This window comes from Rubripirellula tenax, from assembly GCF_007860125.1.
GTDB classification, from domain to species: Bacteria; Planctomycetota; Planctomycetia; order Pirellulales; family Pirellulaceae; genus Rubripirellula; species Rubripirellula tenax.
Genome location: NZ_SJPW01000006.1, coordinates 587,911 through 601,456 on the forward strand (window position 1 = coordinate 587,911; position 13,546 = coordinate 601,456).

Here is a 13,546-nt window from a genome sequence, read left to right on the forward strand (position 1 = left end):
GAATCGATGAAGTGCTTCAGTTTGTTCATCGTGCTTGGTTTGTGTATCGCGATGAATTCGGTGTTGGCAATCGATGGCCAGGTCGTTGACCTACGATTGCATCGTGCAGCACAGTCGGAAAACCTTGCCGACGTTGAGAAGGCGATCGGCGAAGGCGCTGACCTTGACGTGCCCAACGTTTACGGGATCACACCACTTTGGATCGCATGCTCGAACGGGAATCGAGATATCGCGGTGGCGATGTTGAAGAATGGCGCTGATGCGAACAAGGAAGTTGCTGGCGGCGAATCGCCATTGTTAACCGCAGCTCGCGTGGGTTCGCGGCCGATCGTTGAGGCATTGATCGGGCACGGTGCAAAACTGAATCACACCGAGCGCAAAGGCCAAACGGCGCTGATGTGGGCGGCGGCCGAGGGGAATACCGACGTCGTTGACGCACTGATCGAAGCCGGCGCCGACGTTCACGTTCGGACCAGCCAAGGGTTTACCGCCAATCTGTTTGCCGCTCGGGAAGGTCGTTTGGAAGCCTGCCAGCGATTGATCGAAGCCGGCGTGGACGTCAACGATGTCATGGATCCGAAGAATTCGTCGGGAAGGAATCCGCGAAAAGGAACATCCGCCTTGATGCTTGCGGTTGAAAGTGGACATTTTGAACTTGCACTATGGTTGGTAGAGCGAGGCGCCGATCCGAATGATCAACGCAGCGGTTATACGCCATTGCATGCTTTGACTTGGGTCAGGAAAACCGATCGTGGCGACAACGTGGAAGGCGATCCTTCACCACGAGGATCCGGGTCGGTCAACAGCTTGCAGTTCGTTCGTGCAATCGTTTCAGCCGGCGCGGATATCAACGCGAAGCTTGAAAACGGGCAAGGTGGTCGAGCAAAATTGAATCGAAAGGGCGCGACGCCTTTCTTAATGGCAGCGAAAACGGCTGACCTTCCGTTGCTTGAGCTACTTCACGAACTCGGCGCCGACCCCACCCTTACCAACGTCGATGACTGCAATGCATTGATGGCTGCAGCCGGAATCGGTGTGGTGGCGGTCGGTGAAGAAGCGGGAACCGAACCAGAGGTGATCGCAGTGATGGATTGGTTGGTCGATTTGGGGCTGGATCCGAATCATGCCGACAAGAACAAGGAAACGGCGATGCACGGGGCCGCCTACCGAAACTATCCGCTCGCAGTCAAAAAGCTAACTGAACTTGGTGCACGGCCGGATGCCTGGAATCACAAGAATACGTATGGCTGGACCCCGATCATGGTCGCATCGGGAAAACGCCCCGGAAGTTTCAAACCGTCGCCTGAAACAATCGCCGCGCTCCAGACGGCAATCGATGCATCAAAGATGCGCGATAATTGATCAAATCAGTGCGAAATGAACACGGTTTGCTTCAATTTTAATCACTTCCCTTCATTCCCGGTCTATTCCGCGATCGATCGATTTTTCGTAAGTGCTTGCTGAGCAAGTCGTTATCGCTAAGGGAAACCAGAGGTGCATTGCAAGCGACTGCAAATGGCGCGTATTTCGCTGCACGTTCAACTGCATGTGTTGCGAAAGGGAAAAGTTTCCGTTCCAGCTATATCGCAGCATTCCGTAACGGAATCGGGGTTGCCGCTACCAGTGGTTTAGCGTGAGAATGAGAGCTCATCATGATTCTCATCTCGCTGAGGCTGATTTGCTGGTGACGCGATTGGATGCGTCTTCAGCGGTCGGCAACCCTCCACTCTTCTTATCGAGAATTCTAATGACTGTTTCAATTGCGTTTACTTCGTTGATGGACACGACGGTAAAAAGTAGTAGCCAGAGACCGACTGCACAGCGCAACGACGAAAAACGAATAGTTGGGGAGCAATCGTCCACATCGGACGCTGGATGTGAATCGAGCCTCAATCCTTTGGTGGCTGTCGCAGCGCAGTTGCAAGAGATCTCGGATGCGATCGCGTTGACTGGATTCCGCGAACTTCGTTACGTCCGTCTGATCGTGACGGGAAACGAGCTATCACTCGAAGGCCACGTCAGTACGTACTACATAAAGCAACTCGCGACCGAGACGGTCCGGCCGCTTGCGAAAGAGCTGCAAATACGCAATCGATTGATCGTCGACGCCTGAGAAAACAACAACTCTGGCAAATCCGACTGCCAGAGTCTCAACGTTTTTTGTTGACAAAGCACCACGTTCCACTCGAAACTCTTAACGAGTTCCGATGGCCCGCAAAGCAAATTGCGGCACGCTCCGCTTGGCGTACTCTATGGTCGTGACGAACCGAACACGGTCGGGATAAAAGCGATCAGGTCGGTGTTGTTGATCAATCCGTCACCGGTGGAATCCAGTCCGGGAATGTATCCAGCCGAATTGAACAACGATCCAACAAATGCGATCAAGTCCGTGTTGTTGCGGAGTCCGTCACCATTGGTGTCACCAAAAAGTCGGAAGAAATTGTCATTGGGCACAGCGGCTCGAAGTTGTCCACCGAATTCGACGTTGGCACCCATCGTCGCTCCGCCGGCCACCGCTTGAATTTGAGCTCCGTTGATGGTCAATCGGTAGTTACCGTCGGCTAGTGAGTTTCCTCGCAGACCAGTGCCTTCCCGAGGTACAGTCGACGCGCCGTCAAAGGTTAGCGTTGCGACCGTCTTGCCCGCCACGGTGGCGTTCCCAACGTTCACCGTTCCGACATTGACGCCCGTCGTAATGTTGGTGACCGTAAACGCATTCGCCAACGCAGTCGGATTGACCGTCGTATCGAATTCGATTTGAAGCGATGTGACCTGAGATCGCCCTGTCGTCCCGTCGTTGATTTGAATCGGTGAAATTTCCGGCAAGTTGTTCACGCCAATCGTAAACATTCTGGTCTGGGTCAGGTTCGTCGAATCGCTGACGCGCACCCGAATGGAATAACTTGCCTTGTTTTCGAAGTCGACGGTTTGCCCCTGCTTCACAAACAGCTGGTTTCCGACGATGACAAACGTGCCGTTGTCCGTGTCGCCGGTTCCGGTAGCAAGCGTGTAAGTATGCACGTCGGCCGGACTCGCATCGGTCACGGTGAAGGCGCTGACCAAGGCGTTTCCGGATGTTGTATTCACGTTCTCGTTGACGTTCGTCGTCACGAGCGTAAAGTCCGTCGGCGGAGCATTGTTCGACGAACCGAATTCCACCGCACCAATGTCCATCGTTACGAAGGCTGGTCGCGGAAATCCACGCTGATCGACGTTGGGTGTACCGGTTTCCGTTGCCGCATCGATCGCAGGACTTCCCGTCAAAGGCAAGTGGGTGTGCGTCGGGCCTTGATTGTTCTGCAGCGGACCAAGCATTGGATTGATCGGCGTGGCTACAGTCCCAATACGATTGCCCGATCCGTTAGGTGTCGCCGAGGCGACCAATCCGGTGCCATTGTTGTTGCCGACGATGCTGTTTGTCACCGCTAAGTTCGCGGCACCACCGCCCGGGGCGACAAAGTCAGCGCTGCCCAAGGTTGCACTGTTGTTGGCGATGATCGTGTTAAGTAGTGATAGCGATTCGCCGCCATTGTCATCACGGAAAGCGACCCCACCGCCCAACTGACTCGATGTGTTAAGCGTGACCGTACTGTTCACAAACGAAAGGACTGCGTTATCCGCATAGATACCACCGCCGTTTTGCGCTGCTGCGTTGGTGGAGATCGTCGAGTTCGTGATCGTGAATGTTCCCGCCGCCGTATCGATACCGGCTCCACGTTCGCCGGCGGTGTTGTTTGCAATGGTCGTGTCCCGAATCGTCACAATACCGCTGCTGTTTGAAATTGCGCCGCCGTTTGCGCCAGCGTTGTTCGTTCGCAGACTGGATCGCGTAATCGAAAGATCGCCCCCGAAACTCGCGATCGCCCCACCGTCGCTTGTCGTTGTCGTGTTGTTCGTGAACGTCGAATCCGCGACCGTCAAAAGTCCGCCGGCTTTGAACACGCCACCACCAAAGTCGGCCGCTTGGTTCGAAGCAACGTTGGATCCAGTGATCGTGATCGCTCCGTCAATGCTATACAAACCGCCAGCATCACCCGCACTGGAGTTGCCCGTTAGCTGAGTGTTGGTGAGCGACACCGTACCGTATCCGCTGAAAATACCGCCGCCAAGTTGTCCAAGGCCGGTCGCGGAATTGTTGGAAACGGTGCTGCCGGTCAGCGTGATGGCGCCGTTGTTCTCTGAGTAGATTCCTCCGCCAGATCCATAGGCCTGGTTGCCGGTGACGGTGCTATTGGTCAGCGTGATATCACCGTCGATGTTCATGATGCCACCGCCGATGTAACCCGCTTCGTTGTTGCTGACCGTGCTGTTGTTCAGGGTGACGTTTCCAGCAGCAGCGCTATAGATTCCCCCACCGCGGTTTGCCGTGTTCCCGGTGACGACACTGTTTTGCAACGTCAGCGTTCCACCGCCTTCGAACAGAATCCCACCACCGCCGTCTCCATCAACACGACCGCCACTGATGCTCAACCGTGTCATCGTCACGTTGTTCGCCGATGGACCGATGTCGAAGACTCGAAACTGATTCGCTGCGCTTGTTTGCGCGTTGATCGAAATTGTTGTCGAACCGGGCTTCGTGATCGTTACGTCGTCGGTGATCGAGATTGGGCCACTAGCAGGCAGAAGCGTGATCGGGCTTGTGACCGAAGCCGCGAACGTGATCGTATCGGCGCCGGCCGACGCATTCGCGGCATTGACGGCGTCACGGAGCGAGCACATCGCAGCCGTGCAAGAACCAAACAAAGGGTCACCGGCCGAAACGACCGTGAACGATGCCAAGACGCGACGATCCTCCAAAGTCTCGAACATTCGTTGGCGACGCTTGAGCTTCGATCGTTCGGTCGCTGGAGCCGACTTGCGGCGACGGGATCGAATAGCAAAGCGTTCAAGAATGGATTGAATTGGCATGGTTTGCATCAAGCGATAGGGATGAGAAAAGACGCCGGATCAGCGCCACTGCAATCATTGCGAAGCGAACCTTCGGGCGAGCTGAACGCCCTTGGCGTTCGCTAATGATAAACGATCGGCTGGCGAACGTTGCATACGGTTTTAACAATTTTTCGGGATGGGCTGCCAATTTCGTGTGTTCGGCTCTCCAGTGCCCCCCTAGTGTGGATGTCTGAGGATCGGCCGAATGTACTCCCGTATCGATACTCAATCGGAAAAGGCCGTTCAATCTGAAGCTCCAAGGACGACTTTCCTGGGGTGGCAACAACCGTCGTGGTAATTACTGGACAAATGCGCCGTAGCTTTCTTTGGCTTTTCGCCGCACCTATTTATTTGTTGAAACGAAACCTAAACCGGCTATTCACAGATGGGCTACCCCGGACATAGAAAAACGCGTCCACGATCAATTTTAGTGATTGTGGGCGGCCTCGCGGCCTGGGGTGCCTTGTGGGGCGGCGCAATCATTTTGGTCCCTCAGCTGAACGTCGCGTTGACGACGGGTGACGAACCGGTCGAAATGACTTGGCAAGAACTTGCCGACCATGGGATTTCGTCCAACGCCCACATACGCCTTGTGGGAATCCAACTTGTCGGCCCAAACCCGCTGGATGAGTTCGAGGGTCTGCCACCTGGACAGGTCAACGAAGTGTTGGCGGATATCGCTGCGCGGCCCGTCGTTGTCGCTCCGCTAGATGTTGATCCGAACTTGACCCCCGAGACGATCACGGTACCGATCAGCCGGGCCGCGTTGGCTGCGGCCTATGCCGAGGCGGAAGAATCAAACACGCTCACCGGGCGATTTTCCGTTCGCGGATTCGAGAGCCCGACCGACGATATAGCTGGCGAATTCGCGGCTGACTTGATCAACGTCGCTGCTTCGGATGAGGGGCAATCAAACCGCTTTACCTATCAACCCATCAGTGCGGTTTGCGCGCCAGCGGATGCGATACAGTATTTTGCGCTCGGAATCATCGTTTCCGCCATTGGCTTAGTCGTGTGCGGCGCCGGCGGCCCGTCTGTCTTATGCTGCTTCTTTTTTCAGGGCCCATCGCTGCTTAGCTTGCTCGGATACCCGATGCGTTACGGGCGCGCGGGCCGAATGACGCGGATCATCTACGGCCTGATCGGACTATCGTTGATCGGTTACGGATACGAGCAGTTGATCGTCGAAGGGCGGATCCACAAGGTTGATGCGAACATCCTCAGCTGCGTGCTCGGATATCTTGAACTCTCCGTGGGATCGGCCGCGTTGCTGGGTGCACTGGTCAACGCGTTGGCCGCTAAATGGCAGGCATCGACCGAAGTTCGTGGCGACGTGAAGACCGTTGCGAAACAGAAGATGACCTATTCCCAAGTTTGTGGGATGGAACGCGAGGACGCAGTTACAAGCCGCCGATATTGCGAACGATCGGTTGTATCCCAAAATCGTGAAAACCTGGATTCGTCTGTGAAGGCAGTGACCAGCGCATTGGAAACGTTGGAATTTTCAGCGGCTGCGTCGGTCCAATGGCGAAGCAGTCGCGAGCGAGAAAACGCGTCTCTTTCGACCGACTCGATCCAGATCGGATGTCAGAACATGGTCGTTGCCGAAGTCCAAAAATGTTCGGACGAAACGCAAACGCGATTGATCAGCATGCTGGACGACGGCCTGACGCTGATCACCCTGTCGCCGGGCGATGGCGACATTGGCGGACGACGCCTTGGCTCGGCCGGGTACTATGCGGTATGCGAAAGCAGTGATCCGCAAACAATGCTGGCGAACCATCTTGAGCAAACCGTTTCGATGGCAGAGAAACGAGGTACGGCTGTGGTCTCCTTCGACGCGTCCGAAATTATCGACGTTTCACAGTTTGCCAGTCGCGTGCTTGCAAGCGTCCAAACCCAGTACGGTGAAGCTCACTACGAAGTTGGCAACGCTCGATACGGACGATTCCGATTCCCACCGCAACCGATTGCCCAGCCCGTTCTGGCGTAAAAGCCAGAGCGACGGGCCCCTTTCGCCAAAGCAGCGATCAAACGCGCAGTCTGAGCTCTTGCTTGAGCGATTCAATCTGCAGTCGCCACGTTTCGATGTCGTCGTCCGCATCGTCCCAACGCAAATACATCTCCGATTCAGACGCCAGAACTCGATTGAGGGCTTCGATTGTGTCGGGCACCAGGCTTTGAACCAAGACATCCAGGTTTTGGTTTTCTTCAAGCCAGCGATGCGCCGAATCGGGCAGTCCCTCGCGGGCTCCGAAGAGCAGGCCTCTCAGCATTTCCGCCGTGCAAACGACTCCGACACAGGCCAGCATGCCCAACTGATTCACACGCCCGCTTTCGGAAGTGTGATCGGTCAGGTCGAGGCAGTGATCAAAGAACGCAATCGCGTCGGAATCCCACAGATCCTCGAGCCAATCGCACGCTATATCACTGTCGAACGTGCGTGGTCCCCAAACGCCCATCAAAAACTCGCCGGGATCGTGTCATCATTCCAAAGCGGCAAAAAAGCAGGCATCACCTACTGATTCCACCACCAACGATCGGTCGCCGATGCGAGTGCTGCTTGACGCGATTGTGCCAATTCGGGCATCGCCGACTGTTTCTGCACGATCGAAAACGCATCGATATCAACACCGCCCGAAGCGGTCACGACCCAGCCGTTTCGCCCGTGAATGAAACTGCACTGCGGGTCAACGCTGCGAGGAACACCGTAGGACGCCAATTCGATCGAGTTTTCGGTTTGCGATAGAGTCGAAAGATCGAGTCCAGCCTTTTCGCCCAAACGCTCTTGCACGATCAACGTCGCAACAACGGTCAGGTCCATTGCGTTTTCAAGATCGGCAAAAACAGGGATCTCTTTTGCAAGTTGCGCGAAAGAGTCGGTCATCTTGTCGGCCCACGCCTGTGCCATCTTGTCTGTACGTCCACCGGCGGCAACGGTCCCGTCGGCCGAGACCAAATCTTGCTCGGTCATCGTTTTGACGCGGCGACCGGAGAGCTTCCAAGCCAAGCCGTCATCGGATTTCGCCATCGCGTCATAGTCGCAAGCCATCCACCAACGTGGATTCGAACCGGCACCTTGTCGACCGTTCTTGGCCATTTCTAAGTAGCTCGGCAAACCGGCAACCGGTGAAGGCGCCAGTCCCATCGCGACGCGTTTCATTTCAAAGTCAGCGGCAACCATCGTGCGAGCGAAACGGCTGTCGGCGGGAATGCCCGTCAATTGGATCATCTGTGGACCAAAAGCCTCTTTCATCGAAGCTTCCAACGCGACCGGGTTTTGGCCGGGCCGAAGTTTGACGCGGCTAAGCATTTGTTGCAAACGACGGCGACCTTCGGGCGTCGGCTCGATTGAGCAGCTGATACCGGCTTCGCGTGCCGCTTCGACACTACGCATGGCGACGACCAAATCGGCAAGCCGCATCGTCGAATCGCCCGAAACCGTACCGACAACACTGCCGTCATCGAGCAGTTTCCAAGGTTCGGCGGGACCAGCGATCACGACGTCATGTTTGTCTTCATCAACAAACACATAGTCGATGCGTTGCAGACCGGCCAAAAACTCAATGTCTTCCGAAATCGGTTGTCCCGTTTGGTCGCGTTCCGAAATCGCTTTCTGTAAACCAGACAACGAGATCATTCGCAATTCGGTCGCCTCGTTCAATGCGCCATCAGCGGGCTGAATCGTTTGACGAAGAACGCCAGCGAATTCTTGCTTCTCGTCGTTGGTCGCCGATCGAACGACGCCGGCGGCATCGATCATCACGCCCCCGACCGATCGTTGTGCCCCAATCCCCGAGATTCCTCCGTGGACCGAAATGGCTGCACAAAGGACGGCCGCCGAGCAGACCGGAACCATGAAGAAGTGTTTGATTGAACGAGAGGGGCGGGGGGCCAAATCCATCGTAGTGGATCTCCGGGTAAGGCGCGTCGATCGGGGTAGCGTCCGTATGGACGCCCCGCGTACTAGAGTCGAGGTCAGACGCTAGGATAGTTGGCACCCATTCATCCAGCAACAGAAGCTTTTCGGTTCAGTGCCACGATCGTGAACAATCCTCCCCATCCCAGCCAGCCGCCGGCTTCGTCGCCCGCTATCGCCCGCCCGGGCGCCTATCTGGTGCTACGCAGTGAGGGCCGTTGGAGCGACGTTTTTCGCCTATTGTCCCCTGCCGAAGCGGTCATCGGCCGGTCGTCGTCGTGCCAAATCGTCCTGCGCAGCGACCAAGCCAGCCGCCGCCACGGGCGTGTCTTCTGGTCCGCGTCGCCTAAGGGAGACTCAGCGGGGGGATGGCAAATCGAAGACTTGGGCAGCCGGAATGGCGTTTTTGTCAACGGAAAACGAATCGAAGGCACTTCGCCGTTGGTGACCGGAGACGTCATCGTCATCGCCGGATTTTCGATCACCTTTACCGATCGTATCGATGCTGCGGCGCCGCAGCCCGAAATTTCGGGCCGTCACGCCACCGACGATCAACTGACCTCGGAAATTGACCCCGCGTCGATCACGGACCGACGTCGCCAAAGCGCCTACTTACACTCCGGCAACCAACCCAGTGGTACCCAGACGCCGGGCGGAAGTTTGCCGTTGCTGAAGTTGGCGTTCATCCTGGCTCGCCAAAACGAACCCGCCGACGCGGTCGAGAACGTCCTGGATGCGATCGTCAACAATGTGGCCGTCGATACGGTGGGCGTCTATTTACAGCCGCCAACGACTGCGACATCCGGCGCCCCCAACGATGTCACCAACATCCCGTTGGTGTCGACACGTCAAACCGGTTCCCGCAGTTACCGACGACCGCCGGAATCTTTGTTGATCGCCGTCGCGGCCGAGGATGGACAGGCGACGCTGGCCCGAAACGTGTTGGGCGATACGCAACTGGCGACCGAAAACAGCCGCGGCGAAATCGATACCGAGAGTCTGATTTTGTCGCCGATTCGCCGCATTGGCGGACCGTTGTTGGGAATGCTGCACCTGACGACATCCGCAGGCGGCACGCCACTGTCGTCGTCGGATCTAGAATTCGTGGTTGCCGCGTGCGAGATTTTGGCGGAATCACTGGCCAATCAACTCGACCGTCAAGCCTTGGATAAGGCCCTGCATCGGAGCCGCCGCACGATTCAGCAGCTCAAGTCGCGGTTGGGCGACAAAGTTCACATCGTCGGCGGAAGCGACGCGATTGCCGATGTGATCGAAAAAATCAGCTTGGCTGCACCGACGGCCGCAACCGTTCTGGTACGAGGCGAATCGGGCGTCGGCAAAGAACTGGTTGCCGCTGCCCTGCACCATAACAGCAACCGAAAAGACGGCCCCCTGGTCTGCCTCAATTGCGCCGCACTTTCACCGACCTTGCTGGAAAGCGAGTTGTTTGGGCACGAAAAAGGTGCCTTCACCGGTGCGACCGATCGAAAACGCGGCAAGTTTGAAATGGCCGATGGTGGTACGTTGATGCTGGACGAGATCGGCGAAATGGGCGCCGACGTCCAAGCGAAATTCCTAAGGGTGTTGGAAGGCCATGCGTTTGAACGCGTCGGCGGCCACGAATCGATTCGCGTGGACGTGCGAGTCGTTGCGGCAACCAACCGAGATCTGCAGTCGATGGTTTCCGAAGGAACCTTTCGACAAGACTTGTTCTATCGTTTGAATGTCGTTGAAATCGTCGTGCCGCCGCTACGCAATCGCGAAGGCGACGTGGTTATGTTGGCCGACTTTTTTCTGCAACGGTTCAACACCGAAATGGGCCGTAAAATTTCCGGCATCACCGATGCCGCAAAGAAGCGGCTGCGGGGCTATTCTTGGCCCGGTAATATCCGCGAGTTGAAGAACGTGATCGAGCGCGCCGTCGTACTCAATCGAAAAGATGTGATCGATGAAAGCGACTTGTCTTTGTCGCCGACGGCAGATGCCTCAAACGCAAAGTTTGGCGGATCTGAAATTTCGCCGGAAACAACACTGGCCGATCTCGAACGGGCCCACATCGAACGTGTCCTGCAGTACACCGAGGGCAACAAGAGCCGTGCCGCATCAATCCTTGGGATCGAGCGAAGCACTTTGGACCGAAAGTTGAAGCGTTACAGCGACGCGTGAACGAGACGATTCAGTCTTCGGCGTTGACGCGCAGCATCTTCAAACTCTTATCGGATTGGTCGATCTCGAATTTGAACTTACCCAAAAAGCTCATCCCCAACAGAGGTTCGGCATTGGTCGCCGCTTCATCCAGCACCGCTGCCTCGACGTTTTCTGCCTCGAATTCGCCCACACGCACTCGCGCCAACGTAACCGCACGAGCAGGAATCTCGCGTCCGTCCGCCAAAATCATCCGCAACTGAGGCGCGTCGGACGGGACGACGATCCCCAAATCACTAGCCGTTTTCGACGGAAGACTGATCAGGTTCGCACCGCTGTCGACGACCATTCGCGTCGTTTCGCGACCAACAACCACGTCGACATACAACGAATTGTTGACAACGTCTAACTTGATGGTTTCGCTGAAGACTTCTTGCTCGATTCGTTGCAAACGTTTGTCGATCGACGACAAAATGGCATCGGCGGTTAGACCTTCCGGTGTTTCAAAGTTGGCCCGCATGACCCGCAACGCAATCTGAACGGGCTGTTCCAGCAGCGACTGATCCAATTCGGATTTCAATTTCTTGTAGTCGCTTCGGATCGCAAGCACGGTCTCGGCATACGCCGATTCGGCTGCGTTCAACGCCACTCGTTTCGTCGCCAACAACTCCTTCTTGGAACTCTTTTCACTCTCAAGAAGCTTGGTCCGTGCAACGCCCGCATTGACCAAACCGACCAAACGGTTGTGTGCGGTCACGTCGCCGCCGGCGATGCGCGCAAGCTGCAGATTCAGTTCTCCGTACTGGATATTCAATCGCTTCAGTTCCATGTCGATGGCACTGATGTGCTCGCCTACTTGCTTCCAGTCTTGGTACACGAGTTTCAGCTCGCGTCGCGAACGGGCCAAACCGCTGATCGCGCGAGCAACTTCGGATGTATTGGTGGACTGAATGACCTTGCCGGCCCGCCTCAACTGGACGCCATCCAAAATGGCTTCCGCTTTGGCGACAACATCGGGCGAAAACTTCTCAGTCGCAGCCGGTGCCTCGACCGAACCCTGGGCCATGGCCACCGGCCCGACCAAGACGAACGCCGCCGCGATGAGGACGCCAGCAACAAACTGTCGCGATCGAAGGATGTGCGAACGGTGCGGTAACGGCATGGCAGGCGACTTCATAGAGTGGGCAAACGTGACGAAGCTCTAGTTTAGCAACGCTGGCCGAAAAGTGCCGCCGACCTGTGTCGCGACTTCGTCGGTTAAGCTAGATCGTACCGAAATCTGCTGCGGTGAACTTACAACGTGATGAAGAGAACGGATGCGATACTCATTAGCGATAGCGGTCACATTCTTCGTGTTCTCAATCGGCAATTCACGCCTGATGGGGGACGGCATCGGCATCGGTGACGGAATCACGGACGACACGGTCGCGATACAGCGAGCCGTTGACGATGCGTCGGGCGACATTCGATTGGGTTCGGGGACGTTCCGTATCACAAAACCGATCGTCGTGAATTTGGAGAAAGTCGGCCGGACGTCATTCTCGGGCGGCGGTGTCGCCAGGATCGTGATGGACGGCCCAGGACCTGCGATTCGGATCGTGGGAACCCACGACGAAGACGTTTCTCCCACAGACGTCAGCGATTCGGTTTGGAATCGCCAGAACGGCCCGATGATCGAAGGGATCGAAATCGTCGGCAAGCATCCCCAAGCGATTGGGATTGAAGCCGACGGCACGGTACAGTTGACGATCACGCGGCTGATTGTGAGGAACTGTGACCACGCCATTCAAATGGTTCGCCGCAACGGAAACGTATCGATTTCGCAGTGCCATCTCTTCCAGAACGCGGGCGTCGGATGTTTGATCGATCAATCAGCAGCTCAGCAGATCACGATCGCCAATTGTCACATCCACCACAACGCGAGCGGTGGGATCGTGGTCAAAAAGAGCAGCGTGCAAAGACTACGGATTGTCGCGTGTGACGCGGGTCACAACATGGGCGGCGCGTACGCTTCACCGACGCCCAACGTGCTGTTGGACGGTGCCGACGGATCGGTGACAAGCGTCATCATCGCGAACAACCACTTTGCTAACGCTCACTTCAACTTGGAACTGCGACAATGTCGCGGCGTTTCCGTCACGGGCAACGAGTTCTTGAGCGGACGCATCAAGGACGCCATCGTTGAAGCCTGCGAAAACGTTGTCTTCACATCCAATCGATTCGAAGCAACCCGCAATGGCATGTCGGGCGTTTCGATCGTCGATAGCCGAGGCTTGACGATCAGCTCAAACCAATTCACCGGTGTCGTCGATGGCGACGCCGCACTGGTGCTTCGCCGCTGCCAGCGAGCCAACGTGACGGGTTGCACCATCTTAGATTACGGCCGATGCGGAATCCTTTGCGAGGATGTTTTGCGAAGCCGATTATCGGACAACTTGATCCTGAGTGATCTGCCCGATTCAGATGGCGCACCCGTCATCATGAAAGGCCGAAACGATGTCGTAATGAACGACAACACGGCCGAACGCGTGACGGAAAAGTGACAATTGGCGA

General features: G+C 56.3%; 9 protein-coding genes. 5 read left to right on the forward strand and 4 right to left on the reverse strand.

All coding sequences use genetic code 11. The features are described from left to right. The first annotated feature begins 6 nt into the window (after positions 1-6). Complete coding sequence (locus Poly51_RS23035; protein ID WP_186775742.1) at positions 7-1,362, forward strand: ankyrin repeat domain-containing protein; 1,356 nt, start codon at positions 7-9, stop codon at positions 1,360-1,362. A 385-nt stretch (positions 1,363-1,747) separates the two neighbouring features. Beyond that, entirely contained in the window at positions 1,748-2,113 is a 366-nt protein-coding gene (locus Poly51_RS23040) for a hypothetical protein (RefSeq protein ID WP_146460497.1), read from the forward strand. Positions 2,114-2,250: 137 nt separating this feature from the next. Here the strand turns inward: Poly51_RS23040 and Poly51_RS23045 are convergent, their stop codons facing one another. After that, positions 2,251-4,908, reverse strand: coding sequence for a right-handed parallel beta-helix repeat-containing protein (locus tag Poly51_RS23045; RefSeq protein ID WP_186775743.1), 2,658 nt, complete (start codon positions 4,906-4,908; stop codon positions 2,251-2,253). 451 nt (positions 4,909-5,359) lie between these two features. Here Poly51_RS23045 and Poly51_RS23050 point away from each other — a divergent pair, with 451 nt between their 5' ends. After that, positions 5,360-6,922 carry a hypothetical protein gene (locus tag Poly51_RS23050; RefSeq protein WP_146460501.1) on the forward strand — a complete coding sequence of 521 codons (1,563 nt, stop codon included), beginning with the start codon at positions 5,360-5,362 and terminating at the stop codon, positions 6,920-6,922. Between the two features lie 37 nt (positions 6,923-6,959). On the opposite strand, the gene Poly51_RS23055 is transcribed toward Poly51_RS23050, so the two are convergent. Both Poly51_RS23055 and Poly51_RS23060 read right to left on the reverse strand, forming a co-directional pair. Next, entirely contained in the window at positions 6,960-7,391 is a 432-nt protein-coding gene (locus Poly51_RS23055) for a DUF4259 domain-containing protein (RefSeq protein ID WP_146460503.1), read from the reverse strand. 56 nt (positions 7,392-7,447) lie between these two features. Continuing rightward, positions 7,448-8,788 (reverse strand): DUF1598 domain-containing protein, encoded by a 1,341-nt coding sequence (locus Poly51_RS23060; protein ID WP_146460504.1) that lies wholly within the window; start codon positions 8,786-8,788, stop codon positions 7,448-7,450. Positions 8,789-8,974: 186 nt separating this feature from the next. On the opposite strand from Poly51_RS23060, the gene Poly51_RS23065 reads away from it, so the two are divergent. After that, a complete protein-coding gene (locus tag Poly51_RS23065; protein ID WP_246114703.1) occupies positions 8,975-11,014 on the forward strand; it encodes a sigma 54-interacting transcriptional regulator in 2,040 nt (679 codons plus the stop codon). A gap of 10 nt (positions 11,015-11,024) precedes the next feature. Here the strand turns inward: Poly51_RS23065 and Poly51_RS23070 are convergent, their stop codons facing one another. Continuing rightward, positions 11,025-12,170, reverse strand: coding sequence for a TIGR02281 family clan AA aspartic protease (locus tag Poly51_RS23070; protein ID WP_146460506.1), 1,146 nt, complete (start codon positions 12,168-12,170; stop codon positions 11,025-11,027). 139 nt (positions 12,171-12,309) lie between these two features. On the opposite strand from Poly51_RS23070, the gene Poly51_RS23075 reads away from it, so the two are divergent. Then, the gene (locus Poly51_RS23075; RefSeq protein ID WP_146460507.1) at positions 12,310-13,536 is read left to right on the forward strand and encodes a right-handed parallel beta-helix repeat-containing protein; all 1,227 of its coding nucleotides are present in this window, start codon (positions 12,310-12,312) and stop codon (positions 13,534-13,536) included. Positions 13,537-13,546: the final 10 nt, after the last annotated feature.

Coding starts and splice junctions, on each gene's coding strand:
- Poly51_RS23040 (WP_146460497.1), top strand. CDS start 1,748: ATGACTGTTTCAATTGCGTTTACTTCGTTGATGGACACGACGGTAAAA.
- Poly51_RS23070 (WP_146460506.1), bottom strand. CDS start 12,170: ATGAAGTCGCCTGCCATGCCGTTACCGCACCGTTCGCACATCCTTCGA.
- Poly51_RS23045 (WP_186775743.1), bottom strand. CDS start 4,908: ATGCCAATTCAATCCATTCTTGAACGCTTTGCTATTCGATCCCGTCGC.
- Poly51_RS23055 (WP_146460503.1), bottom strand. CDS start 7,391: ATGGGCGTTTGGGGACCACGCACGTTCGACAGTGATATAGCGTGCGAT.
- Poly51_RS23035 (WP_186775742.1), top strand. CDS start 7: ATGAAGTGCTTCAGTTTGTTCATCGTGCTTGGTTTGTGTATCGCGATG.
- Poly51_RS23075 (WP_146460507.1), top strand. CDS start 12,310: ATGCGATACTCATTAGCGATAGCGGTCACATTCTTCGTGTTCTCAATC.
- Poly51_RS23060 (WP_146460504.1), bottom strand. CDS start 8,788: ATGGTTCCGGTCTGCTCGGCGGCCGTCCTTTGTGCAGCCATTTCGGTC.